The 24,646-nt window shown below is 67.3% G+C and carries 13 protein-coding genes; 12 read left to right on the plus strand and 1 reads right to left on the minus strand.

Annotated features, from left to right (window positions below; all coding sequences use genetic code 11):
- Positions 1 to 91: 91 nt before the first annotated feature.
- Positions 92 to 457, minus strand: coding sequence for a hypothetical protein (locus CLU94_RS14065; RefSeq protein ID WP_143451408.1), 366 nt, complete (start codon positions 455 to 457; stop codon positions 92 to 94).
- Here CLU94_RS14065 and CLU94_RS28390 point away from each other — a divergent pair.
- The 12 genes from CLU94_RS28390 (at position 456) to CLU94_RS14120 (ending at position 24,476) form a co-directional block, all read left to right on the plus strand.
- On the plus strand, positions 456 to 767 hold the full coding sequence (locus CLU94_RS28390) for a hypothetical protein (RefSeq protein WP_180278659.1): 312 nt from the start codon (positions 456 to 458) through the stop codon (positions 765 to 767). The two genes, CLU94_RS14065 and CLU94_RS28390, sit on opposite strands and share 2 nt — an antisense overlap.
- Positions 718 to 1,380: a secretin and TonB N-terminal domain-containing protein gene (locus CLU94_RS14070; RefSeq protein WP_180278660.1), complete on the plus strand. Its 663-nt coding sequence runs from the start codon at positions 718 to 720 to the stop codon at positions 1,378 to 1,380. Before CLU94_RS28390 ends, CLU94_RS14070 begins: the two co-directional genes overlap by 50 nt.
- Positions 1,381 to 1,382: 2 nt before the next feature.
- Complete coding sequence (locus tag CLU94_RS14075) at positions 1,383 to 1,940, plus strand: RNA polymerase sigma factor (protein ID WP_035823145.1); 558 nt, start codon at positions 1,383 to 1,385, stop codon at positions 1,938 to 1,940.
- Positions 1,933 to 2,880 (plus strand): FecR family protein, encoded by a 948-nt coding sequence (locus tag CLU94_RS14080; protein ID WP_099666066.1) that lies wholly within the window; start codon positions 1,933 to 1,935, stop codon positions 2,878 to 2,880. Before CLU94_RS14075 ends, CLU94_RS14080 begins: the two co-directional genes overlap by 8 nt.
- Positions 2,881 to 3,061: 181 nt before the next feature.
- Positions 3,062 to 16,714, plus strand: a complete 13,653-nt coding sequence (locus tag CLU94_RS14085) for a filamentous haemagglutinin family protein (protein WP_099666067.1) — start codon at positions 3,062 to 3,064, stop codon at positions 16,712 to 16,714.
- A 146-nt stretch (positions 16,715 to 16,860) separates the two neighbouring features.
- Complete coding sequence (locus CLU94_RS14090) at positions 16,861 to 18,498, plus strand: ShlB/FhaC/HecB family hemolysin secretion/activation protein (RefSeq protein ID WP_180278661.1); 1,638 nt, start codon at positions 16,861 to 16,863, stop codon at positions 18,496 to 18,498.
- A 56-nt stretch (positions 18,499 to 18,554) separates the two neighbouring features.
- Positions 18,555 to 20,336, plus strand: a complete 1,782-nt coding sequence (locus tag CLU94_RS14095) for a DUF2341 domain-containing protein (RefSeq protein ID WP_099666068.1) — start codon at positions 18,555 to 18,557, stop codon at positions 20,334 to 20,336.
- A 13-nt stretch (positions 20,337 to 20,349) separates the two neighbouring features.
- Entirely contained in the window at positions 20,350 to 20,760 is a 411-nt protein-coding gene (locus CLU94_RS14100) for an ExbD/TolR family protein (RefSeq protein WP_034753784.1), read from the plus strand.
- Between the two features lie 10 nt (positions 20,761 to 20,770).
- Entirely contained in the window at positions 20,771 to 21,481 is a 711-nt protein-coding gene (locus CLU94_RS14105; RefSeq protein WP_257218806.1) for an energy transducer TonB family protein, read from the plus strand.
- A gap of 37 nt (positions 21,482 to 21,518) precedes the next feature.
- Entirely contained in the window at positions 21,519 to 23,252 is a 1,734-nt protein-coding gene (locus CLU94_RS14110; protein ID WP_099666069.1) for a putative porin, read from the plus strand.
- Positions 23,253 to 23,258: 6 nt separating this feature from the next.
- Positions 23,259 to 23,957 (plus strand): hypothetical protein, encoded by a 699-nt coding sequence (locus CLU94_RS14115; RefSeq protein WP_099666070.1) that lies wholly within the window; start codon positions 23,259 to 23,261, stop codon positions 23,955 to 23,957.
- 30 nt (positions 23,958 to 23,987) lie between these two features.
- Complete coding sequence (locus CLU94_RS14120) at positions 23,988 to 24,476, plus strand: YbjN domain-containing protein (RefSeq protein ID WP_070280193.1); 489 nt, start codon at positions 23,988 to 23,990, stop codon at positions 24,474 to 24,476.
- Positions 24,477 to 24,646: the final 170 nt, after the last annotated feature.

Here is a 24,646-nt window from a genome sequence, read left to right on the forward strand (position 1 = left end):
TGTTTCCAGAGCGATCAAGCCTGGAATGATACGCAATCGGCGCGATTGCGCAATCTTGACAGCGCAAATGGACTGTGCGTTGACAACAGCGTCAGCGGGCCGGCAGCAGCGGGCTGGCGGGCGTCGGCGGCGGCGGGCGCTGCGGCGTGACGGATTTGCCAAAGGCATTGCCCATGCGGTGTTCGAGGGCGGCGCGGTTGTACAGGCCCAGCTGGTTCGACGGGCGCTGCACGATCGCTTCCGCGCCGGACAGGGCGGGCGGCTGCCGGTTCACGGTGTTGCTATCCGGCAATAATTTTTCATTCAAGCAAGACATCGATTGCGCGCGCTTGCCATTGACTTCCACTTCCACGCAACCCTTCTCGGGCGCGGCCGCCTTCACGACGACGGTGTGCTCGTCCGCCTGCGCGGGCAGGGCGGCGCAGGCCAGCAGCAATAGTGATAACAGGCGTGCCATGGCGGCTCCCGCAGTGGTGGATCAGGCGTTCAGCATAGCAAGATCATATGTCGCGGCGATGACACAGGCCGGCATGCGGGCCGATGCCATGTCATGCAGTTGTCATTTTATGAAGCTACCATCTTGCCATTCTGCAGACAACATTGCAGTCAAGACACTTCATGAGCAGGATTTTTCGTTGATTCCCCTGGAAAATGACACTAAGCCACCGCCGCGCCGCAACGGGCAATGCCCTGTCCGCCTGCTTGCTGATGACATTCATGACATTGATGACATTCGTGCGGCCGGCTGCGGGCGCGGACGGTGCTGACGCCAGCGCGCACGCGACCCTGCGCTTCGACTTGCCCGCCCAGCCGCTCGATGCGGCCCTGGTGGCGTTCGGCGAAGTGACCGGGTATTCCGTGCTCGTCAGCAGCCAGCTGGCGGCCGGTCGCGTGGCAGCGCCCGTGCGCGGCGACTACACGCCGGCCGAAGCGCTGCAGCGCTTGCTGGCAGGCACGCAGCTGGGCGCGCGCTTCAGCGGCAGCAACGCGTTTACCTTGCTGGCGCTGGCCGACGCCCCCGTGGCGCCGGCGCCCGTGCCGGCCGAGGCCGCTCCTGCCGCGCTACCGTTGCAAGGCTATGCGGCCATCCTGCAGCGCTCGCTCACGCGCGCCCTGTGCCGCTTGCATCCGGACGCCTTCGGTCGCTACCGCCTGGCTTTCCAGCTGTGGCTCGATGAGCGGGGCAAGGTGCGCGCCGTACACGTGCTGGAACCGAGCGGCGTGGAACAGCGCGACCGCGCCGTGCTGCAGCGTTTGCGCAGCCTGCTGATGGATGGCGCGCCACCGGCGGGCTTGCCGCAGCCGCTGACGATTTTATTGACGCCGCGGCCCGATCCGGATGCCGATTGCGCGCCCTACCTGCTGGCCGGGGCGCCCTGACCATGCCGGAATTGCTCAAAACCACCTTGCGCAAGCTGTTCCTGGAACGCTACGGACAGTTTCGCCGCCACTTGCAGCGCCGCCTGGGCTCGGAAGACCTGGCCAATGACGCGCTGCATGAAACGTATCTGCGGGTCGAACGGATGAATGCGCCCGAGGCCATCAGCTACCCGTCCGCCTATTTGATGCGTATCGCCATCAACATTGCGGAAGATCAACGTCGCGACAATGCGCGTCTGCTCAGCTTGCCCGATATCGACGACCTGTACGAGATGGCCGACGAGCTGGCCGACCCGGCCCGCACCTTCAGCGCGCGCGCCGAGCTGGAAGAACTGGAACGGGCCTTGCAGGAGTTGCCGAAACGCCGGCGCGCCATCGTCATCGCCGCCCGCGTCGACCAGTTGCCGCACCGCGATATCGCCGAGCGCTTCGGCATTTCCGCCCGCACGGTGGAGAAGGAATTGCGCGCCGGCCTGGAACATTGCTGCGAGCGCATGGGACGCGATTTCATTCAGCGCTTCGGTCCCGGCGCGGGAAAAACGTCTAAACATCATGACTGAACAAGCGGAAGACGACATGAGTGTCATCCAGAAGGAAGCGCAGGCGTGGGTCGTGCGCCTGGCCTCGGGCCAGGTCAGCGAGCGCGATGCGCAAGTGTTTCGCCACTGGTGTGCGCGCAGCCGCAAGCATGCCAACGCGTTTGCCGAGGCGCGCGCCGTGTGGGGCGCCATGGCGCCGGCCGCGCGCGCCGTCAAGCGGGCGCAGGCGCCTGTCAACACGGCGCGGCGCGCCTGGCTCGGCGGCGCCGTGGCCGCCTCGCTGGGCTTGCTGGTGCTGCGCCCGCCCATGGACCTGTGGCCGGCCGTCGCGGGTCTTGCCGCCGACTACGCCACGGGCACGGGCGAACAGCGCGAAGTGGCGCTCGATGGCGGCGTGCTGGTGCAGATGAATACGCAGACGCGCCTCGACGCGGCGCCCGTGCAGGACGGCGCCGCGGCGCTGGTGCTGCTGGCGGGCGAGGCGGAATTCCAGGCCGGCTTGCGCGGCGCGGCGCGGGTGCGCGTGCAGGCGGGCGACGGCACCGTGTCGGCCGGCAGCGCCCGTTTCAATATCCGCCTGTTCGGCCAGGAAGTGTGCGTGACGTGCCTGGCGGGCCGCCTGCGCGTGGCGCAGGCTGGCAACGATGCGGAACTGGCGGCCGGCCAGCAGCTGCGCTACCGGCCCGAGCATTTCGGCATCGCCCGCGCGGTGGCCAGGGGCGACGTCAGCGCGTGGCGCCAGCGCTTGCTGGTATTCAAGCAAAGCACCCTGGCCGAGGTGGTGGACGAGGTGAACCGCTACCGTCCCGGCAAGCTGATCCTCAATGGCGACGCCTTGAAACTCACGCGCGTGCAAGCGAGCTTTTCGCTCGACCGTCTCGACGACGTGATCGCCCTGATCCAGGACGCGTATGGCGCGCGCGTGACGCGGCTGCCGGGTGGCATCGTGTTGTTTGGCTAGCGATGCACGCCGATGGCATGCCGCCAATTATGACATTTTCATGACCTTTTGCAGTCCCGGACCTTGTTCCCTGTCAATGCTGCTGGAAGCCGCGAATCAGTGCCTGCCGCCCGCCCCCGTGCGTGCCGCGCGCCGCCTCGCGATATCGGTCAGCAACGGAACATGAAAAGGGAATGTCGCCATGCAGCGAAGCAAGTCGGTCACGAAACACGCATCCTCCTCCGCCATGGCGGGCAACCGGACCGGGCGCCCCGTGCGCCTGAAACCGCTGGCGCTGGCCATCGCCGTGCTGCTGCAGGCGGGCGGCGCGCAGGCGCAGCAGCCGTTCAGCGGCGCCTGGTTTGCCGGCAAGGGTGCGCAGCAGGGCACGGCCGCCAGCACGGGACGCTTGCCGAATGGCCAGCCAGCCACCTCGCTGAACAATCCTTTGCTGCAGCAGCAGAAGGCGGAAGGCAAGCTGCAGCAATCACTGAATAACCTGTTGCTGGCCGCGCGCGGCATCGCCGCCGAGCAGGCGGTGCAGGCAGCCGCGCGCCAGGCGGCGCTGGCGGCGGGCGGCGCTCCCGATGGCCTGGTCAAGGGCGGCTTGCAGGTCGACAGCAACAGCCTGACGGCCGGCTGGCTCAACGCCCAGGGACCGGTGCAGACCCAGGCCGACGGCAAGACCGTCGTGAAGGTCGTGCAGACGGACGACAAGGCGATACTGAACTGGGAAAGTTTTAACGTCGGTAAGAACACCACCCTGCAATTCGACCAGAAATCGAACTGGTCCGTATTGAACCGGGTCAATGATCCGCTGGCGCGCCCCAGCCAGATCCAGGGCCAGATCAAGGCCGATGGCACGGTGATGATCGTCAACCGCAACGGCATCGTGTTTACGGGCAGCAGCCAGGTCGATACGCGCAATCTGGCGGCCGCCGCCATGGGCATGAGCGACAGCCAGTTCAAGAGCGGCCTGTACGGCAAGGCGCAGGGCACGGGCGCCGTGCCGACCTTTGCGAATGACTTGTTGCTGGACCAGAATACCTTCAAGCATGGCAAGGCCGAGGCCGATGTCGTCGTCGCCGCCGGCGCGCGCATCGACACGCGCAAGCCGCAGACGGTGACGGAAGGCGGCGGCTATGTGCTGCTGGCCGGCCGCGGCGTCGACAATGCGGGCGCCATCACCACGCCGAACGGCCAGACCACGCTGGCCGCCGGCGACGCCATCGTCGTGCGCCCGGGCCAGGGCACGGACAAGAACCAGTATTCGAGCACGCGCGGCAATGAAGTCGGGATGCTGCGCGCGGCCGGCAGCGACGCCGGCGCCGTCGTCAACAGCGGCTTGATCCAGTCGGCCGGCGGCGACATCACGCTGAGCGGCAACACGCTGCGCCAGGACGGCGTGCTGCTGTCGAGCACCTCCGTCAACGGACGCGGCGCCATCCACCTGGCGGCGGCGGGCGACGACGCCAAGGTCACCATGGGCCGCGGCAGCGTCAGCGCCATTGTTATCGACGATAACGGCGCCACGGCGCTCGATGTGCAGCGCGACACCCTGCTGAAAGACACGGGCAAGGGAACGGACACGCCGCTGGACCGGCGCGACCAGTCGCTGGTGCGCATCGTTTCGGCCGGCAACGTGGAGTTCGAAGGCGATTCGCTGACCCTCGCCACGGGCGGCCAGGTGCTGGTCGACGCGGCCCGCCGCAGCCACGTGGCGCGCGACGCCGCCATCGACGTCTCCGGCGCCGTCGGCGTGAAGGTCGACATGAGCAGCAACAATGTGCTGATCAACGTGCAGGGCAACGAGCAGCGCGACGCGCCCGGCAGCCGCGACGCCAAATACCTGAACAACAGCGATGTGTGGGTCGACCGCCGCGACCTGGTGCTGGTGCCGGCCGGCACGAATGGCTATGCCACGGACCGCTGGTACACGGCCGGCGGCTTGCTGGAAGTGAGCGGCTACCTGAACACCAGCGGCCACGGCATCGGTGAATGGGCGGCCCAGGGCGGCACTGTCGGCTTTGGCGGCGGCGAAGTGGTGACGCAGGCCGGTTCGCGCATCAATATCGCCGGCGGCTCGCTGGACGTGCAGACGGGCATGGTCAAGCAGACGTGGCTGAAGGGCGCCGATGGCGCGATGTACAAGCTCAGCACGGCGCCGGGCGACAATCTGTACACGGGTCTGTACCGCGGCTATGAAAGCACGCATGCGCGCTGGGGCGCGAATACGACGGAAACCTATGCGAATGCCCTGATCGGCCCGCGCGAACGCCTGGAAAACGGCTATACGGTGGGCCGCGATGCGGGCCGCGTGATCGTTTCCACGGGCGCGGCCGTGCTGGAAGGCGATATCGACACGTCCGTGTTCCAGGGCGAGCGCCAGCAGCGCAAGCGCGATGACGGCGTGGATGGCTACAAGCAGGCGCAGACGGCGGCGGCGCGCGCTGGCCAACTGATCGTCGGCAAAATGACACCCGTCTTCGATACCAAGACGGGCCAGATGCGCGACAGCCCGCAAGCCGTGCTGGACAAGGTGCAAATCGGCAAGGTAGCCGGCATCGCCGATGGCCAGCTGCTGGACGCCGCCTTGCCGGCCGCGCGCAGCCAGACCTTGCAGCTCGACGCCGACTGGCTCAACGGGCTGGAATTGGGCGTGCTGAATATCTATGCCTACGACAAGCTCGACGTCAATGCCGACGTGCGCGTGGCCGATGGCGGCGACATCGCCCTGCACGCCACCGACGTGGCGCTGAAAGCGAACGTGAGCGCGCGCGGCGGCAGCATCGCCGCCGGCGACATCGTCTCGCGCTACCTGGCGAATGCGGGCGCGGTATGGGCCGATGGCAAGCTCGTGCCGGACAACCGTCCCACGGGCACGGCCGGCGTGCGCGTGGCGCCCGGCGTGCGCCTCGATGCGCGCGGCCTGTGGAGCAACCTGGAACTCGATCCCGGCGCCGGCGCCGGTTTGCCGTATATCAATGGCGGCAAGGTCAGCCTGAAAAGCTCGGGCGGCATCGACCTGACGGGCGGCAGCGTCATCGACGTCTCGTCCGGCGCGGCCCTGATGGGCAACGGCAGCCTGCAGGGCGGGCGCGGCGGCGACATCACCCTGGCGGTCGATCTGCCGACGGAGAAGGCGCCGACGGGCGCCATGCTCAAGCTCGATGGCGAATTGCGCGGCCATGGCGTGAAAGGCGGCGGACGCCTGGTGATCGACAGCGGCGCGGCCGTCAGCATCGGCGGCCAGCTGCTCGAAGGCGATGTGTTGCCAGGCGGCAGCAGTTCGCCGTTGGCCCTGCGCCTGGCCGATGAATTGCTGATCGCCAAGGGCGAGACGATTCCCCTGGCTTTCACCTTGACCACCAGCGTGATCAAGCCGGGCCAGGCCTTGAGCAAACCCGTGGTGGTGGATGTGTCGGTGCAAAAACCGCTGGTGCTGGGGGCCGACCTGCTGTTGCCGCCTGGCGCGCACGTCGTCATCAACAACGCGACGTATGTATGGGAGGGTTCCATCGTGCCAGCCGGCAGCGTGCTGACGGTCATCAATGGCCTGAATGCCGGCTTCGTGGTGTCGGCGGCGGCCTTTCCGCAGGGCTTGCCTATCGTACCGGTGACGACGAAGTACGCGGCGGGCAGCATCGCCACCGAAGAATTGCGCGCGCCGCCTGGTCTGGTGCTGCCGGCCGGCATGGTGCTGGGGCGCGACGCGGCCGTCAAGCCGCTGCTGGCGCTGGACGCGAGCCTGTTCCGGAGCGGTTTTGCCGACTACGCCATCACGGGCCGCGATGGCGTCGCGGTGGTCAAGGATGCGCATATCGACGTCACCATGCCCGTGTTGCATTTCAATCCCGCCACGGGCCATACGGTGGCGGGCGGCACCGATCCTGGCGCCGCGCTGGAACTGTGGACGCCGGAGCTGTACCAGGAAGATGCGCGCAAGGCCCGCCTGACGCAGCGCGCCGGCGCCAACCTGTCGCTGACGGCCGGCAGTCCGCACGTGAAGGGCGCCCTGGCGGTGGCCCAGGGCGCCGTCATCAAGGTTGATCCGGGCCGCCAGATCAGCCTGACGGGCAATGACCAGATCACCGTCGATGGGCGGCTCGACGCCTGGGGCGGCAAGATCGCCATCCTGCCAGGCACGTTTGGCACGGGCAATGATGTGGACCTGCCGAACGGCAAGGGACAAGCCACGTCGATCTGGATCGGCGACAAGGCCGTGCTCGATGTCGCTGGCCGCGCCACGGTCGCCACCGACATGCGCGGCGGTCGCTATGGCCGTGCGGACCAGGGCGGCAGCATCGAAATCGGCGCCCGCTACAAGGCTGACGCCGCCAGCGTCGACGCGGCCGATGCCTTTGTCGTCGTGCGTCCTGGCGCCCTGCTCGACGCCAGTGGCGCGCAAGCCGCGCTGGACTTGCCGAGCCAGGGCGCCGTCAACGTGGCTGGCAATGGCGGCTTGATTTCGCTCAGTTCGTACAACGGCATCTTTGCCGACGGCACCCTGCGCGCCGCGGCCGGTGGCGTCGGTGCGGCCGGCGGCACCCTGGCGCTGGCGCTGGACACGCCCAATTATGGCAAGGTCGACCGCTATAACTTGCAAGGCGGCAACGTGGACAACGCGGTGCGCGTGCCGCGCGAAATGCTGCTGGCGCAGGCGCAGGGCGAAAGTGCCTTGCCCGTCGACTTGCGCGCCGGCCAGCAGGATGCGGCGCTGCGCTATGGCAGCGCGCGCCTGGGCGTCGACCGCGTGCAGGCGGGCGGCTTCGACAACCTTGCCCTGCATGTGAATGGCATGCTCGGTTTTGACGGCGACGTCAACCTGTCGCTGGGCCAGAGCCTGCGCCTCAGCGCCACCTCGCTGGGGCTGGCGCAGCAGCCTTTGCCCGATGGCCAGGACAAGGCGGCCAGCTTTGCCAGCCAGGTGCGCTTGGCGGCACCGTACGTGCGCCTGGGCACGGCCGTGCGCGCGCAGAAGGACGATTACATCGTACCCAATGCCGTGAAAGGCTCGAAAAACCTGGGCAGGGGACGGGGCATGCTGGGCGTGCCGCTGGTGGCCGAGGATTCCCTGCTGCAGATCGATGCGGGCATGCTCGATATCGCGGGCGAGGTCAACATGGGTACGCGCGGCACCATCGCGCAGAGCAGCGGCGCAGACCTGGTGGTCGAACGCGATGCCTTCGAGCAGCTGACCCTCAACAGCCGCGGCGACATGCGCCTGTCGAACAGCGCCGCCCTGTACCAGCCGGGCAATGCCACCCTGGTGGCCGCGCAAATCTACCCGGCCACGGGCGACAGCGGCATGGTCACGGTGGGCCAGAAGAGCGCCATCGACGAATACGGCATTATCCGCGTCACGCTCGATCCGCTGCGCACGCTCGATATCGGGCGCAGCGCCGGCAGCGCCACGCCGAACCAGCCGTTCTCCGTGTTTGGCAGCCTGAGCCTGGTTGCCCCCACCATCAACCAGCATGGCGTGCTGCGCGCGCCGCTGGGCCAGATCAATCTGGGCGCCGAAGGCTATGAAGCCTACACGGGCCATGTCAACCTGTTGCCGGGCAGCCTGACGTCCGTCAGCGCGAAAGGCTTGACGATGCCGTACGGCGGTACGCTCGATGGCCTCAGCTACCTGTATGACGGCAACGACGTCGTGTTCAAGGGCGTGGGCAACGGTCCCGAGATCGCCTTGACGGGCGCCGCCGTCGACGTGCAAGCCGGCGCCGTGCTCGACCTGTCGGGCGGCGGCACCTTGACGGGCGCGGCCTTCCTGGCCGGACGCGGCGGCTCCACCGACGCGCGCCTCAATCCGCTGGTGCAGATGAAGCCGAACGGCGGCTTCACCCTGCCCGGCCTGAATACCAACCCCGTGTACGCCATCATTCCCGGCGTACAGCCGGACGTGGCGCCTTTGACGGCCGAGCAAGGCGCGGGCAAGCCCGCCGTGGGACGCCAGATCACCATCGGCGCGGGCGTGCCAGGCCTGGCGGCCGGCACCTACACCTTGCTGCCATCGACTTTCGCCCTGCTGCCCGGTGCATTCCGCGTGGAATTGAATGGCCTGGCCGGCGCCGTCGAGACAGGCGGCACGATCGCCATGCGCAATGGCTCGTTTGCCACCGCGGCGCAGACGGGCGTGGCGGGCACGGCGTTCCGCGACATGGTGGCGCAGCAAGCCATCCTGACGCCGGCCGACGTGCTGCGCAGCTATTCGCAATACAATGAAACGGGCTATGCCGCCTTTGCCGTGGCGCAGGCCACGCGCGACGGCGTGCCGCGCGCCATGCTCGAACGCGACGCCAAGGGCGTGCGGCTGCAACTGATCGCTCCATCCCTGCACAGCGTCGAGAACAACCATACGCCATTGATGATGGATGGCAGCACCCTGTACGCGCCGGCCGAGGGCGGCTTCGGCGGCTCCCTGCTGCTGGGCACGGGCAACCATGCATCGACCCGCTACGAAGTGCTGGCCGACGGCACGGCGCCGCTGGCCGATTTCAATGGCGTCTCCGTGCACGCGTCGCAGATCAATGCCTTCGGCGCCCAGCGCGTGGGCATCGGCGGCTTGCCGCGCGTGACCTACAGCGAATTTGGCACGGGCAGCAACCAGCGCGCCAATATCGCCGCCATCAACGAATCGGCGGGCGGCATCGTGCTGCGCGACGGCGCCGTGCTGAAGGCGGCCGAAGTGTTCCTGGTGACGGCGAGAAAAGACGACGGCATCATCCTCGAGCAGGGTTCCGGCATCAATACGCTGGGCCGCGGCAAGGCGGCCTGGGACTCGCGCGACGGCTATGTGTACCTGCCCATGGGCAGCGTGCTGGCCGTTTCGAACGGCTGGCTGGACATGCTGCCGGCCGCGGCGCCGTCGTCCGAATCGTATGGCCCCGGCATCATCGACATCGGCGCCTGCAAGAAGGCGGACGGCGCCTGTGGCGGCGGCACCTCGCTGTATTCCGAGGGCACCATCGCCGCCGTGACGGAGCGCGCGTTTACCCTGCGCGACAACGTGCGCTATGGCACGCGCAACCTGGTGCTGGCGATGGGGGCGATCAATGTCGGCAGCGAGGCGTCCCTGGCGGACGCCAGCGCCCGCGGCGCCCTGCCGGACGGCCTGGCGCTGAACCAGGGCGTGCTCGACCGCCTGCTGCGCGGCGACACCAGCACGGGCGCACCGGCGCTGGAAAGCCTGGGCTTGACGGCGCGCAACTCCTTCAACTTCTATGATTCGTCGCAGCTGTCGACCATCGATGCGGCCACGGGCAAGTCGTCGCTGTCGCGCCTGGTGCTCAATACGCCCGCCATCTACGGCTACGGCGGCGCGGACGCGCTGGCGCGCATCCACACGGACACCCTCGTGTGGCAGGGCGCGACGAACGCGCCCGGCGCCGTGGTTGCGAATGGCCCCGGCACGGGCAGCGGCCGTCTGCAGGTCGATGCCAAGCGCATCGAGTTCGGCTTCACGCCGGACAGCCGTCCCGACACCATCCACAAGCTGGACCGCCTGGTGCTGGGCTTCGGCCAGGTGGCGCTGAACGCCAGCGAACAGCTGACGGCCAACAACAAGGGCAGCCTGTCCGTCTACCAGTCGCAAAGCGCGTGGGATACGGCCACCAATGGCTACCGCTACAGCGGCGGCGATTTGCTGATCAACACGCCGCTGCTGACGGGCGCGGCCGGCTCCGTCAACCGCATTACGGCGGGCGGCGACCTGAAGGTGAGCGCACCGGCAGGCGCGGCCGCCGCCACGCCGACGAATGCGGCACTGGCCGGCGCCTTGGGCGCCGAAGTGGCGCTCAGCGGCAACAATGTCAGCGTGGATACGTCGGTGGTCTTGCCGAGCGGAAAATTGACCCTGTCGGCCGAGCGCGATGTGCTGCTGGGCGACAAGGCCAAGCTGGACCTGGCGGGGCGCAAGATCGATTTCTACGACACCAGCAAGTACAGCTGGGGCGGCGACGTGATCCTCGACAGCCGCGAAGGCGATGTGCGCCAGGCGGCCGCCTCCGTGATCGACGTGTCGGCCGTGAACAACCGCGCCGGCAAGCTCAGCGCGACAGCCACCGGTGACGCTGCCGGCAGCGTCGATTTGCGCGGCACCTTGCTGGGCGGCGCCAGCGGCAGCTATGACGCGGGCGGCACCCAGGTAGGCTACGCGGCCGGCGGTGCGGACATCCGCGCCCAGCGGATCGGCGACTTCGCCGGCCTGAACCAGCGTTTGAACACGGGCAAGGTATTCGGCAGCCGCAGCTTCCAGCTCAAGCAGGGCAATTTGACCATCGGCGACGAGCTCAAGGCGCGCGAAGTGAGCGTCTCCGTCGACGGCGGCAGCCTGACGGTGCATGGCCGCATCGACGCCAGCGGCGAACAGGTGGGCAGCATCCGCCTGGCCGGCCGCGACGGCGTCACCATCCAGTCCGGCGCCGTGCTCGATGCGCACGGCACGGTGCTGCGCACGGACAGCTATGGCCAGGTGATCGAGGCGCCGAACCGCGCCGTGATCGAACTGGCGTCGCCTGGCGGCCGCCTGACCCTGGAAAACGGCGCGCGCTTCGACCTGCGCAGCGGCGAGGCAGGCAAAGGCGGCGGCAACTACGGCAGCATCGACCTGAATGCGCGCCGCCTCGGTGGCGCCACGGGCGACGATATCGACATCGACGCGGCCGGCGCGCTGAACATCGCCGGCGCGCGCACCGTCAACGTCAACGCCTTCTGGCAATACAAGGATGCCCCGGCCGGCGCCGGCAAGGATGCGGACGGCCGCAGCTACCAGAGCATCAACCAGGCTTACCTGGACGGGAAGCACGGGGACAGCCAGGCCTTCATGGTCAATGCGCTGGCGAACGGCAACTTGATGAACAACAAATTGCGCGGCTTGCGCGGCGATGCGAACGCCTTCCACCTGCGTCCCGGCGTCGAGATCGTCAGCGCCACGCCGGGCGGCGACCTGCATATCGATGGCGACATCGACCTGTCCGGCCACCGCTACGACGGCGTCAATCCGCTGGCGCGCCTGAGCGGCGTGTACGGCTCGGGCGAGGCCGGTGCGCTGGTGCTGCGCGCCGGTGGCAAGCTCAGCGTCTTTGGCAGCATCACCGATGGTTTCGATACCAGCAAGCTGCCCGTCACGGTCGATAACAAGGGCTGGCAGCTGGTGAAGGGCCGGCTGCCGTGGGGCGGCGAGGTCGTCGTGCCGCAAGCGGGCCTGGTGACCCTGGCCGAGGACACGTATTTCAAATCGGGCACGAGCGTCAATTTTGCCGTGCCGATGAAAGCCATGGAGTTGCGTAGCGGCACCTTGCTGGCGGCGCGCGCCACCTTGACGGCGGAGTTGAACTTGCCAGCAGGCAGCGTGCTGGGCGGTGCCGTGCGCAATGCCGACGGCAGCGTGCTGTACGCGGCCGGCACCGTCTTGCCCAAGGCGCTGACCTTATCGAGCGGCATGCAGCTCGATGCCGGCCTGCGCCTGCCTGGCGCGGCCAAGGTGGCGGCCATGGTGTGGCCGGCGAATGTGGCCTTGCCCTTCCCGGAAGGCCAACCGCGCGACACGGGCGATAGCGTCAATTCCGTCAATGGCGTGGTGCTGGCCTCCGCGCTGGCGCTGGACAAGGGCAGCGTGCTGCCAGCCGGCACGCTGGTCAAGCTGCCTGGCGACGCGACCATGGTGGCGCTGCGCAGCGAGGATGGCAGCGGCAGCCAGGGCCGCAACCTGGCGCTGGCGCCCATGCTGGCCCAGGGTTCGCAAGCGTGGTCGCTGCGCCTGGTGGGCGGCGCCGATACGGCCGCGGCCGATACGCGCGCGCTGCGGCCGCATGCGAAGGACGCCCATCTGATGCTGGCCGATACGCATTACGGCATGGGGGAAAAGACGTCGGTCAAGCCGGGTACGGGTTTGCCGGGCAAATATATCTTCAGTGAACAAGCCATCAGCGAGGGCATGCCGGAAGGCGAGGTTGATATCGAGACGTGGTTTGGCAGCGAAGAGTTCATGCTGGAGTACTATGCCCATTATGTGATCAAGGTGGCGGACGGCACGCCGCCCGAATATGTGACCAATGTGGAACCGGCGCGCCAGCCCCTGTTCAGTGTGCTGCGCACGGGCACGGGCGACCTCGATTTGCTGGCCGCGGGCGACTTCGACATGCGTTCGCTGTATGGCGTCTATACGGCGGGCACGCAGTCGGCCTCGCCGCTGGTCGATGGCAAGGATCTGTTCAACTTGCCGCGCGGCCTGAACGCCAAGGGCCAGCTGCTCGGTGCACTGGGCAAGGACTTTACAGCATTTGTCGATGGCGGCAGCGAGAGCCTGTACCGCGCCTGGTATCCCGAGCACGGTGGCAATCTGCTGCTGCGCGCCCAGGGCGACGTCAAGGGCGATACCCTGGGCACCTCCACGCAACGCCGCGAGGATGCCATCGGCTTCCTCAACGCGCAGCAGGATACCAGCGATATCGGCAGCTGGCTGTGGCGCCAGGGCAGCGGCAGCACGGGCGCGGGCGTGCCGACGGCGTGGTGGATCAATTTCGGCACCTACGTCGCGCGCCCGGAAGGTCCCGACCTGTTTGCCGGTTTGCCGGTGCTGTCGGGCTTTACGGGCATCGGCACCCTGGGCGGCGGCAATGTGCTGCTGCAGGCGGGCGGCGACGCCGGCATGCTGACCTCGCGTGCCGACCCGGCCGGCGAATTCGCGCCGCGCAGCCAGGGCCTGAACGTGGCCGTGGGCAGCACGGGCAGGGTGACGCCGGACGGCAAGCTGCTGCTGACGGGCGGGGGCGACCTCGACATCCGCATCGGCGGCGGCCTCAATCCGGTCGCCGCGGTGCGCAGTTTCGACCGCAACGGAGACTTCGCGAATGTCGATACGCGCTTCGAGCGCCAGTATCCCACGCTCAACAGTACCTTCACCAACCTGCGTGGCGCGCTGCGCATGGAGGCGGGCGCCGTGGGCGGCGTCGAACTGCGTTTCGACCGCGCCGATCCGACGGAATCGCGGCCGTACGAAACCTACACGGCGGGCACGTCCATCGCCAGCGGCGGGCCTATCCTGGTGCCGGGCGACAGCGGCGTGCGCATCGATGCGCGCGGCGACCTGGTGCTGGGCGGCACGGCCGATGCGGGCCGCGTGAAGCAGCTGGGCAACGGTTCGCCGTTCAACTACCAGGGCGTGGCGCGCACCGGCGAAGGCTGGAGCTGGTTCTCGCTGTGGACGCCGGCCACGGCCATCGACCTGTTCAGCGCGGGCGGCAACTTGACGCCCACCTCGTCCTGGATCAATTCGACGATCGGCGACAACCACGCGCCGACGGACGGGCGCTTCGTCATGCCGTCCGTGCTGCGCGCCGTGGCCGCCAGCGGCAGCTTGTACTACGGCAATGCCAGCCTGGGCAGGCTGGGTGGTGATGGCGGCAAGGTGGACATGCCGCAAAACGGCGTGATCCTGGCGCCGTCGCCGGTGGCGCCGCAATTTGTCAGGACGGGCACGGGCCAGCTGGAAATGCTGGCCGCCGATTCCATCCATGCGGCCGGTTATCCGATCACGCCATCGGGCGCCGACCCGCGCATGCTGCCGAATCCGTTCAATCCGGGCTTCGTCGGCGCCCTGGACAAGGTCTGGTTCGGCCTGCTGCCGCTGCATAACGTCAGCGCCGATGCGCTGGCGCCCGGTGCGCTGAAATGGTTCGGCTCGACCCCGAACGGTGCCAGCGATGCCGGGCAACAACTGTATCCGCTGTTCAGCATGACGCCGCCGACGGTGTCCGACTATGTGCCGGCAGGCCAGCTGCCCGCGCGTTTCTATGCCAGCAGTGGCGACATCGTCGGCCTGCGCACGGGCGGCATCGTGTATCGGGGCAACCTGAAGGGCGTCAGCGGCGCCCTGGGGCTGTGGTACGAGGGCGGCGGCGCCGTGGCCGTGCGCGCCGGACGCGATATCGTCAACTCGGGCACGCCGCTCGGCAGCGTCGAGGGCGTGCCGGACGGCGCGGCCGGATGGACCAGCCAGGGCTTTGTCGGCCGGCCGGACTATCCGGACAAGCCGGTCGTCACCGGCAGCTCGACGGCGCGCGGCAACCTGTTCGTGCACCGCCATGCCGATGACGTTTCCGTCGTCAGCGCCGGGCGCGATATCCGCTACAGCACCTTCTATGTGGCGGGACCGGGCCAGCTCAATGTGAGCGCCGGGCGCGACCTGTATATGGCCGACAAGGGCGAGCTGCGCAGCCTCGGTTCCATCGTCAGCACCGGTCCCGGCGAGCGCGGCAATGGCGCCGGCATCAGCGTGGCCGCCGGCGTGGGCCGCAACGGCCCCGACTACGCGGCCTTCGCGGCGCGCTACCTGGACCCGGCCAAGCTGGCCGACCCGGGCCGTCCGCTGGCCGACCAGGCCGGCAGCGCCGTGTACGTCTACGGCGGCAAGCTGACTCTGGCCGACTGGCTGCGCGGCCAGTTCGGCTACAAAGGCGACGAGGCGGGCGCTGCCGCCTTCCTCGGCACGAAACAGGCGGAACTGGAAAAGGCCGGCCAGCAAACGGGCGGCGTGCGGCGCGACCTGGCGCGCGAATACGCGCAGGTCAGCCAGTTGCACCTGGTGAACTGGCTGACGACGCGCTTTGGCGGCGACAGCGGCCTGGGTATCCGCTACGACCCGGCCACCGATGCGCGCAGCTTCTTTGCCGCCTTGCCGAAGGAACAGCAGCAGGTGTACCTGAGCAATGTCTACTTTGCCGAACTGAAGGCGGCCGGGCGCGAGTACAACGATCCGGACGGCGTGCGCCGCGGCAGCTACCTGCGCGGCCGCGAAGCCATCGCCACCCTCTTCCCGACGCAGGACAAGGCGGGCAAGAAGATCGAGTACAAGGGCGACCTGACGATGTTCAGCAGCGCTCTGTACACGGTCAACGACTACGCAGGCATCTATACCAAGCGGCCCGTCGCGGGCGTGCGCTACCTGAGTCCGCAGGAGTGGGCCGAGGCGGGGCGTCCGACCGTCAACGTGCCGCACGTGATCGTCAACGATGCCGGCATCCACACGGATTTCGGCGGCGATATCGGCATCGCGGTGCCGGGCGGGCGCGCGCTGATCGGCGTCGACGGCGGCTATGCGCCGGGCGAAGGCTCGGGCGTGCTGACGCAGGGGGCGGGCGAGATCCAGATGTATGCGAAAGACAGCATCCTGCTGGGCCAGAGCCGCATCTTCACCACATTCGGCGGCAACATCCTGGCCTGGTCGGCCACGGGCGACATCAATGCGGGCCGCGGCACCAAGTCCACCGTCGTCTACACGCCGCAGCGCCGCACCTACGACAGCATCGGCCTCGTCAGCCTGTCGCCGAGCACGCCGACGACGGGCGCCGGCATCGCCACCCTGAACCCGATCCCGGAGGTGCCGCCCGGCGACATCGACCTGATCGCCCCGCTGGGCACCATCGACGCGGGCGAGGCGGGCATCCGCGTCTCGGGCAACGTCAACCTGGCGGCCTTGCAGGTGGTCAACGCGGAAAACATCCAGGTGCAGGGCAAGGCCACGGGCATGCCCGTGATCGCCTCGGTGAACGTGGGGGCGCTCAGCAATGCCAGCGCGGCCGCCACGCAAGCCGTCACCGCGGCGCAGGACGTGCTGCAGCGCGAACGGGCTGCCACGCGCCAGGCGCAGCCGTCGCTGTTCACGGTGAAGGTGCTGGGCTTTGGCAACGAGCAGGCGGACGAAGCCGGTGTTGGCAAGCACACGGGCGGCGAACCGCAGGCGTCCAGCTACCAGCCGGCCGGCGTGGTGCAGGTGCTGGGGGCGGGGCCGTTGACGGCGCCGCAGCTGCAGGCGCTCACGCCGAACGAGCGGCGCGGTTTGCAGCCTTGAGCGGAGTTTTATGAACATTTGATGACATTCGGCAGTCGCCGCGCGCGGCGGCTGTCTAGGCATCAGTAGATCAGCATTAGCAACAAAAATACGCCGGCCCAGCGCCGCAACACAGGGCAACCGTTTGATTTTAAGGTGAATGGAAGATGCGTGAAATGACAACCAAGGGCAGGGGCGTGCCGCCAGCGGCGCCTGCAACCGCCTTGACGATGCTGTGCCTGGCCATGCTGGCGCTGCCCGGCATGGCGCGCGCGCAGGACGCGGTCCCGGCGGCCGCTCCCGTGGCCGCGCCGGAACGGCAGGTGACGATCGAGGAATACCTGGTACGCGGCAATACCGTGCTCGATGCGCGTGCCATCGAAGAGGCGGTGACGCCCTTCCTGGGGCCGGGCCGCACCCTGAAGGACGTGGAAGGGGCGCGCGACGCCCTCGTTGCGGCATATCAAGCCCGCGGCTACCAGTCCGTCTACGTGGACTTGCCGGAGCAGCAGGTGGAGCAGGGCGTGGTGGTGCTGCAGGTGAGCGAAACGAAGGTGGGACGCTTGCGCGTCGTCGGCGCGCAATACAACTCGCCGCTCGACGTGCGCCAGCAAGTGCCGGCCTTGACGGAAGGCAAGGTGCCCGACTTTACGCAGGCGCAAGTGGAGCTGACGGCCCTGAACCGCGGTCCCAAGCGCCAGGTGATGCCGCTGGTCAAGCAGGGCAGCCTGCCCGGCACCATGGACGTGGACTTGAAGGTCGAGGACAGCAGCCCGTGGCGCGCCAGCATCGGCTTGAACAACGATTACAGCGCCGATACCAAGAAGTTGCGCAGCAGCATGTCGGTCGGTCACGACAATCTGTGGCAGATGGGGCATAGCGCCACCATCAGCTTTTTCGGCACGCCGGGCGACCTGAACCAGACCAAGGTGTGGTCCGCCTCGTACGTGGCGCCGATCGGCACGCAGGGTTGGAGCGTGGAAGCGACCGGCTACCAGTCGAACAGCAACGTGGCCAGCACGGGCGGCACCAGCGTGCTGGGCAAGGGTCACGCGCTGGGCATGAAAGTCAACTACACGGTGCCAAACAGCGGCATCTGGTGGCACAGCTTTTCTGCCGGCATCGATTTCAAGGATAACCAGGAAGCCTTGAAGCTCAATGGCACGGGCAGCAATATTCCGCTCAAGTACGTGCCCCTGAGCGTGTCGTATAACGGCTTTGCGCAGACGGATGCGGCGACCTACGGCCTGGGCCTGTCGCTGGTGGCCGGCACGCGCGCCGCGTTCGGCTACGGCAGCGACAGCGCCGCCTACGACAACAAGCGCTACAAGGCGTCTCCCAGCTTCCTCGTGCTGAAGGGCGACGCCAACGCCACGTACACCCTGGGCAGCGGCGCGCAGCTGCACGGGCGCATGTCGGGCCAGCTGGCCGACGCGGCGCTCGTGTCGGGCGAGCAGATGGCCGCCGGCGGCGCCAATTCCGTGCGCGGCTATCTGTCGGCCGAAGCGACGGGCGACTATGGCGTCTCGGGCACCGTCGAATGGCGCACGCCCCAGCTGACGTATTTCAGCCGCCTGGAAAACTGGCGCCTGTTTGCCTTTGCCGATGGCGCGCGCCTGCGCCTGCGCGATCCGATGATCGAGCAGAAAGACCTGTTCGGCCTGGCCTCCGTGGGCGTGGGCAGCAGCTTCCAGTTCCTGCGCTACCTGAATGGCCGCATCGATTTCGCTTACCCGCTGCGCGATGGCCCGCGCACGCACAAACACGTGCGCCGCATCAATTTCAACCTGTCGGCCAGCTACTGACGGGCCAGCTCACCAGCACTGCACTTTTTTAGACTTTTCTTCGGAGAATCACTGTCATGCAACGTTTTCTTTTCCTGCTCACGATCCTGGGCACGCTCGTTCCCGGCCTGGCGCATGCCTGGTGGCAGCCCGACTGGGCTTACCGCAAACCCGTCACCGTCGACGCCGGCCCGAAGGCGGGCGCCGTGGGCGGCGATCCCGGCCGCATTCCCGTGCTGCTGCGCTTGCATTCTGGTAACTTCAACTTCGAAGGCGTCAGCGACAACGGCGCCGACCTGCGCTTCGTGGCGGGTGACGACAAGACGGTGCTGAACCACCAGATCGAACAGTTCAACCCGCTCCTGGGCATCGCCCTGATCTGGGTCGACGTACCGGCCCTGACGGCCGGCACGCCGCAGCAGCTGTGGATGTACTACGGCAATCCGAAGGCGCCCGCTTCCGGCAACGGCCAGCGCACCTTCGACCCCGATTACAGCCTCGTGTACCACTTCACCGAGCCTGGCGTGCCTTCGCGCGACAGCACCGCCTACGGCAACCATGCCCAGACAGCCGTGCCGGCGCTGGACGGTTCCGTCATCGGCGCCGGCGCCCGCCTGGGTACGGCACCGCTGATGCTGCCTGCCTCGCCTTCGCTGGCGCTGGCCGCGGGCGCGCCCTTCACCTTTTCCGCCTGGGTGCGTCCCGATAACCTGGGCCCGCAGCAAGTGCTGTATGCGCGCCGCGACGGCGCCAACGAATTGCTGATCGGCGTCGACCAGGGCGTGCCTTTCGTGCAGGTGAATGGCCAGCGCAGCAAGCCCGGCCAACCGATCCAGGCCGCGCAATGGTCGCACCTGGCTGTGAAAGCCGATAAAGCCAACGTGGCCCTGTACGTGGGCGGCCGCCCAGCCGTGTCGCTGGCCACCGCGCTGCCAGCCTTCACCGGCGCCGCGTCGGTGGGCGCCGATGCGGCGCCGGTCGCTTCCGGCACCGCCACCCTGAACAACTTCACGGGTGCCATCGACGAGCTGCGCCTGTCGCGCACGGCCCGTCCCGACGCCCTGCTGCTGGCCGACGCCGTCTCGCAAGGTTCCGAATCGCGCCTGGCCGTGTTTGGCGCCGACGAACAGCAGGCCGGCAAGAGCCATTTCGGCTTCATCATCGCCGCCATGCCGCTCGACGCGTGGATCGTCGTCGGCGTGCTGGGCCTGATGATGGTCTTGTCGTGGATCATCATGATCGGCAAGGGCCGCAGCTATGGCGCCATCTCGCGCGCCAATGCGCAATTCATGCAGTCGTTCCACGAAGCGGCCGGCGCGCCGCTGGACCACCTGGCGCGCCACGGCAAGCTGAGCACTTCCGTGAAGACGGATTCCTCGCTGTGGCGCCTGTATGACGTGGCCATCGACGAGATGCGCCGCCGCCACGACCGCGGCTACGACCTGAACGCCGTGTCCAACGCGACGATCGGCGCCATCCGCGCCGCCATGGATGGCGTGATGGTGCGCGAAAGCGAGCGCATGTCGAAACGCATGATCTGGCTCTCGACCACCATCGAAGGCGCGCCGTACGTCGGCCTGTTCGGCACCGTGATCGGCATCATGCTGGTGTTCGTCGTGGCGGCCATGGCCGGCGCCGTGGACATCAACTCGGTGGCGCCGGGCATGGCGGCAGCGCTGCTGTGTACGGCTGCGGGCCTGGGCGTGGCGATTCCCGCCCTGTTCGGCTACAACTGGCTGTCGTCGCGTTCGGACGCCATCGTCGCCGATATGGCTGTCTTCGTCGACGAATTCGCCACGCGCCTGGCTGAAGAGCAGGGCGACGGACGCCAGATGCGTCCCGTGCTGCAACAGGCGTGAGGGGCGCATAACCATGGCCACCTCCGCCAAGTTTACCCCCCGCAAGCGTAGCGGCGGCATCAATATCACGCCCTTCGTCGACGTGCTGCTGGTGGTGCTGGTGATCTTCATCCTGACCAGCAATGCCAGCATTCCCGGCATCAAGGTCGACCTGCCCAAGGCCAGTTCGGCCATGGCGCTGGAAAAACCGAAGACCAAGGCCATCACCATCGACAACGCGGGCCAGGTCTTCCTCGACGCCTATCCCGTCACCTTGCCCGAGCTGGAAGAGCGCTTGCGCACGGAAAAGGCCCTGACACCCGACTTCCCCGTGATCGTGCGCGGCGATGCCGCAGTGCAATACGCGAAAGTGGTCGAAGTGCTGGACTTGCTGCGCCGCATAGACCTGAACCAGGTGGGCCTGGTGACCGGCAAGCCGGCATGAGGAGCGCAAGGTGAAGCGTGACGACATGATGAAGATGGCCGCCTCGGAACCGTCGGGCGCGGCGCAGTGGTGGCGCCGCTGGGGCGGCGTGGCCGGCGGCGCGCTGCTGGCCGGTGCGCTGGCCGCGCTGGTCTGGTATTTGCTGTCGGACACGGCCGCGACCAAGCGCGAAGTGGCGGCCCCGCCGATGCTGATGCTGCCCCCTCCGCCGCCACCGCCGCCGGAACCGGAAAAACTGCCGGAACCGACGCCCGACAAGGTGGTGCCGGAAGTGTCGGAGCCGGAACCGACGCCGGCCGACAAGCCCATGGATGATGCGCCGGAAAGCCCGTCGCCGGACAAGGGCGACCCCGTCACCATCGACGGCGCGGCGCAGGCCGGCAGCGACGCCTTCGGCATCCAGGCCGGACGCGGCGGCGGCATGACGGGCGGTGGCGGCGGACTCGGCGCGGGATCGTATGGCCGCTATGTCGCCAACGCGCTGCAGCTGGCCTTTGCCCGCGATCCGCGCACGCGCCAGCTGGCGTTTGCCGACATCCGCGTCGACCTGTGGCTCGATACGGAAGGCAGGACGACGAAAGTGCAGCTGGTGCAAGGCACGGGCAATGCGCAGACGGATGAGCAAGTGCTGGCCATGGTGCGCGACTTCCGCGCCGACGAGCGGCCGCCGGCGTCCCTGCGTTTCCCGGCCCGCGTTTCCATTAAAGGCCGCCGGCCATAGCGCCCCCAATTCATATTAATTTTTTTCGAGAGAAACAATGAATTCCTTATTTTCTTCCCCACAGCGCCTGCGCCGCCTTCCGCTGGCGCTCGCTGCCCTGGCCCTGAGCGTGGCAGCGAGCGCCGTGCAAGCGCAAGCACCGGCCGACAGCACCATGGTCAAACTGATCCGCGGCCTGATCCAGAGCGGCGCCCTCAACAAGGATGCCGGCGAAGCGCTGCTGGCGCAGGCGCAAAGCGAAGCGCTGGCCGCCGCGCAAGCCCGTCCTGCTGCCGTGCCGGCGGCCCTGGCGCAGGTGCAGCCGGGCGACGTGCGCGTGCCGTATATTTCGCAAACCGTGCGCGAGCAGATCCGCGACGAAATCAAGGGACAAGTGTTGGCCGAGGCGAAGGCGGGCGGCTGGGCGGCGCCGAATGAAACGCCGGCCTGGACCAAGCGCATCCGCGTCGAAGGCGACGTGCGCGCGCGCTACGAATCGCGCTATTACGACATGGCCAACAGCAATATCGAGATCGACTGGCGCTCGCTCAACAGCGGCAGCGGCTACGACGTCAATTCGAACACCAACCTGGCCTTGCCGGCGCTGCTGAACACGCGCGAAGACCGCAAGCACTTGCTGCGCGCGCGCGCCCGCCTGGGCATCCTGGCCGACATTTCCGACAGCACGCAGGCCGGCATCCGCCTGGCCAGCGGCAACGACGACAGCCCGGTCTCCACCACGCAAACCCTGGGCGGCGGCCTGGGCAAGAAAAACATCTGGCTGGACCAGGCCTGGCTGTCCTATCAGCCCGCTTCCTGGCTGAAACTGACGGCGGGCCGCTTCGACAATCCGTTTGTTTCCAGTGATGAATTGTTTTCCAGCGAACTCAATTTCGACGGCATCGCCGCCAAGGTGCAGCAACCGGTGGGCGACAGCAAGGACGTCACCGTGTTCGGTACCCTGGGCCTGATTCCGCTCGAGTATTCGTCCGACAATGCGCCTAGCCGCAGCCAGACAAAAATGTCCAGCGAAAACAAATGGCTGCTGGGCGCGCAAGTGGGCGCGTCGTGGAAGATCAACAGCGACCACCAATTGCGCGGCGCGCTGGCCTACTACAATTTCCGCAACATCAGCGGCGAGTATTCGCAGCCGTGTGCGCTGTATGCGGGCGCCGATGGCTGCAACACGGACTGGTCGCGTCCGTCGAGCATGCAAAAGGGCAACAGTTTGATGCTGTTGCGCAATATCGCCCTGAACCCGCTGGACCCGGCGAACACGCCGCAGCCGCAATTCGTGGGCCTGGCGTCGAAATTCCGCCTGGCCAACTTGAATGCGCGGTGGGATAGCAAGGTGGCCGGCGGCACGGACTTGCGCATCGAAGGCGATTATGTGCGCAACATGGCCTACGACAAGAACGAAATGTGGGCGCGCGCCAAGGGCGGCATCATGAACAACTTCGGCGGCACGGGCGGCGTGTCGCAAGCCGATTTCCGGAGCGGCGGCAATGCCTACATGCTGCAGGCGACCCTGGGCAAGGCGAATCCGGCGGCGCGCGGCGACTGGAACGTTTTGCTGGGCTACAAGCGCATCGAACCGGATGCCTTGCCTGACGCTTACAACGATTCCACCTTCCACCTGGGCGGCACGAATGCGCGCGGCTACTACCTGGGCGGCGCGTATGCGCTCGACAAGAATACCTGGCTGAACGGCCGCTGGACGTCGAGCCGCGAAGTGTTCGGTTCGGCGCTGTCGATCGACACCCTGCAAATCGAATTGAACGCGCGTTTTTAAGGAGCCATGATGTTGATATCCAACAAAATGCGCGTGCCCTTACTGCTGCTGAGCTTGCTGGCAGCCGGCACCGCCCAGGCGCAGGGACAGAAGGGCCAGAGCATGGAAGAGCGCCTGCGCGCCGAGTTGCGCAATGTCACGGCGCAATTGCAGCAGACGCGCGGCGAGCTGGAATTGCTGAAAGCCAAGGGCGCACCTGCCGCCAAGGCGGCGCCCGTCGCCGCGCCTGCCAGCGATGGCTTGAAAAAGGAACTGGCGCGCAGCCAGTCGCAACTGGCGCAGGAGCGCGCGCAACGGGAAAAACTGGGCGAGCAGCAACAGCGCAGCGCCGCCGCCGCGCAAGAGGCAAGCGCCAGCCTGGCGCAGTACCGCCAGGCCAGCGAACAGCTGGCCGCCACGGGCAAGCAGCTGGAGGCGGAGCGTGTGCGCCTCGACGGCGAAGTGGCGTCCCAGCGGGGCGCCTTGGCGCGCTGCGAAAGCAAGAATGCCCAGCTGTATGCGGCCGGACAGGAAATCCTGCAAGCGTATGAAGGGCTCGATGTGCTGGACGTCATGAAGGCGCGCCAGCCGTTCGCCGCGCAAAGCCGGGTCAAGCTGGAGCAAATCGCCCAGCAGTACGGCGACCAGCTGTACCAGGGCCGCTTTGATGCGCGTCAAACCGAAGCGGCAGCAACGCCGGCCGCCCCCGCGCCGGCCCCCCAATAATTTTACTTTTTTGAAATGAATGGAATGACGATGGAAAACACGAATAGCTTGCTGACCACCCTGAATGCGGAACAAACGGCCGAGGCCATCAAGGCGGCCGGCTGCGCCGTCACCAGCATCGAACACGACGGTGTCGTGCGCCTGCACAGCGCCAGCCATGGCATCGGCTTTCAGGTGCTGTGGGGCAATGAAGCATCGCCTGGCCAGTATGCGGACCTGACCCTGAGCTGCCCGCTGCGCGTGCAAGGCGGCGACTTGCCGGCCGGCTTGCTGGCCGAATGGCACCGCAGCAAGCGTTTTGCCCGCGTAGCCCAGCATGGCGATTTCGTCGTGCTGGAAATGGATGTGCTGGTCGCCGGTGGCGTCAGCCGCGAGTACCTGAATATCAATCTGCAACTGTGGACGCAGATGATGGGCCAGTTCTTCTTGTTTTTGCGCAACTTTACGCCGGCCGATACGAGCACCGCACCGTTAGTCGAAGCCGTCAACGTGGCAGAAGAAGAAACTGTGCCGGCCTGATAAGCGGGCCAACGGCAGCAAAAAAGGCCCGTGACGGGCCTTTTTTGCCATCTGCGGGTCCCAAGTGTCGTATTAAATACTTATTTTTTAGGCATCGCGCATTAAAACTGCTCAAAGAGCGTGTGTGAATCAAGCCAGCAACGGCTGTATGGCGGATAATATTGCCTGTT

The sequence above is a fragment of the Janthinobacterium sp. 13 genome, from assembly GCF_002749695.1.
Classification (GTDB): domain Bacteria; phylum Pseudomonadota; class Gammaproteobacteria; order Burkholderiales; family Burkholderiaceae_D; genus Janthinobacterium; species Janthinobacterium kumbetense.

Bases quoted from the DNA above. Each gene is read 5' to 3' on its own strand.
- CLU94_RS28390 (WP_180278659.1), top strand. From the start codon at position 456: ATGGCGGCTCCCGCAGTGGTGGATCAGGCGTTCAGCATAGCAAGATCA.
- CLU94_RS14065 (WP_143451408.1), bottom strand. From the start codon at position 457: ATGGCACGCCTGTTATCACTATTGCTGCTGGCCTGCGCCGCCCTGCCC.
- CLU94_RS14070 (WP_180278660.1), top strand. From the start codon at position 718: ATGACATTGATGACATTCGTGCGGCCGGCTGCGGGCGCGGACGGTGCT.
- CLU94_RS14075 (WP_035823145.1), top strand. From the start codon at position 1,383: ATGCCGGAATTGCTCAAAACCACCTTGCGCAAGCTGTTCCTGGAACGC.
- CLU94_RS14080 (WP_099666066.1), top strand. From the start codon at position 1,933: ATGACTGAACAAGCGGAAGACGACATGAGTGTCATCCAGAAGGAAGCG.
- CLU94_RS14085 (WP_099666067.1), top strand. From the start codon at position 3,062: ATGCAGCGAAGCAAGTCGGTCACGAAACACGCATCCTCCTCCGCCATG.
- CLU94_RS14090 (WP_180278661.1), top strand. From the start codon at position 16,861: ATGCGTGAAATGACAACCAAGGGCAGGGGCGTGCCGCCAGCGGCGCCT.
- CLU94_RS14095 (WP_099666068.1), top strand. From the start codon at position 18,555: ATGCAACGTTTTCTTTTCCTGCTCACGATCCTGGGCACGCTCGTTCCC.
- CLU94_RS14100 (WP_034753784.1), top strand. From the start codon at position 20,350: ATGGCCACCTCCGCCAAGTTTACCCCCCGCAAGCGTAGCGGCGGCATC.
- CLU94_RS14110 (WP_099666069.1), top strand. From the start codon at position 21,519: ATGAATTCCTTATTTTCTTCCCCACAGCGCCTGCGCCGCCTTCCGCTG.
- CLU94_RS14115 (WP_099666070.1), top strand. From the start codon at position 23,259: ATGATGTTGATATCCAACAAAATGCGCGTGCCCTTACTGCTGCTGAGC.
- CLU94_RS14120 (WP_070280193.1), top strand. From the start codon at position 23,988: ATGGAAAACACGAATAGCTTGCTGACCACCCTGAATGCGGAACAAACG.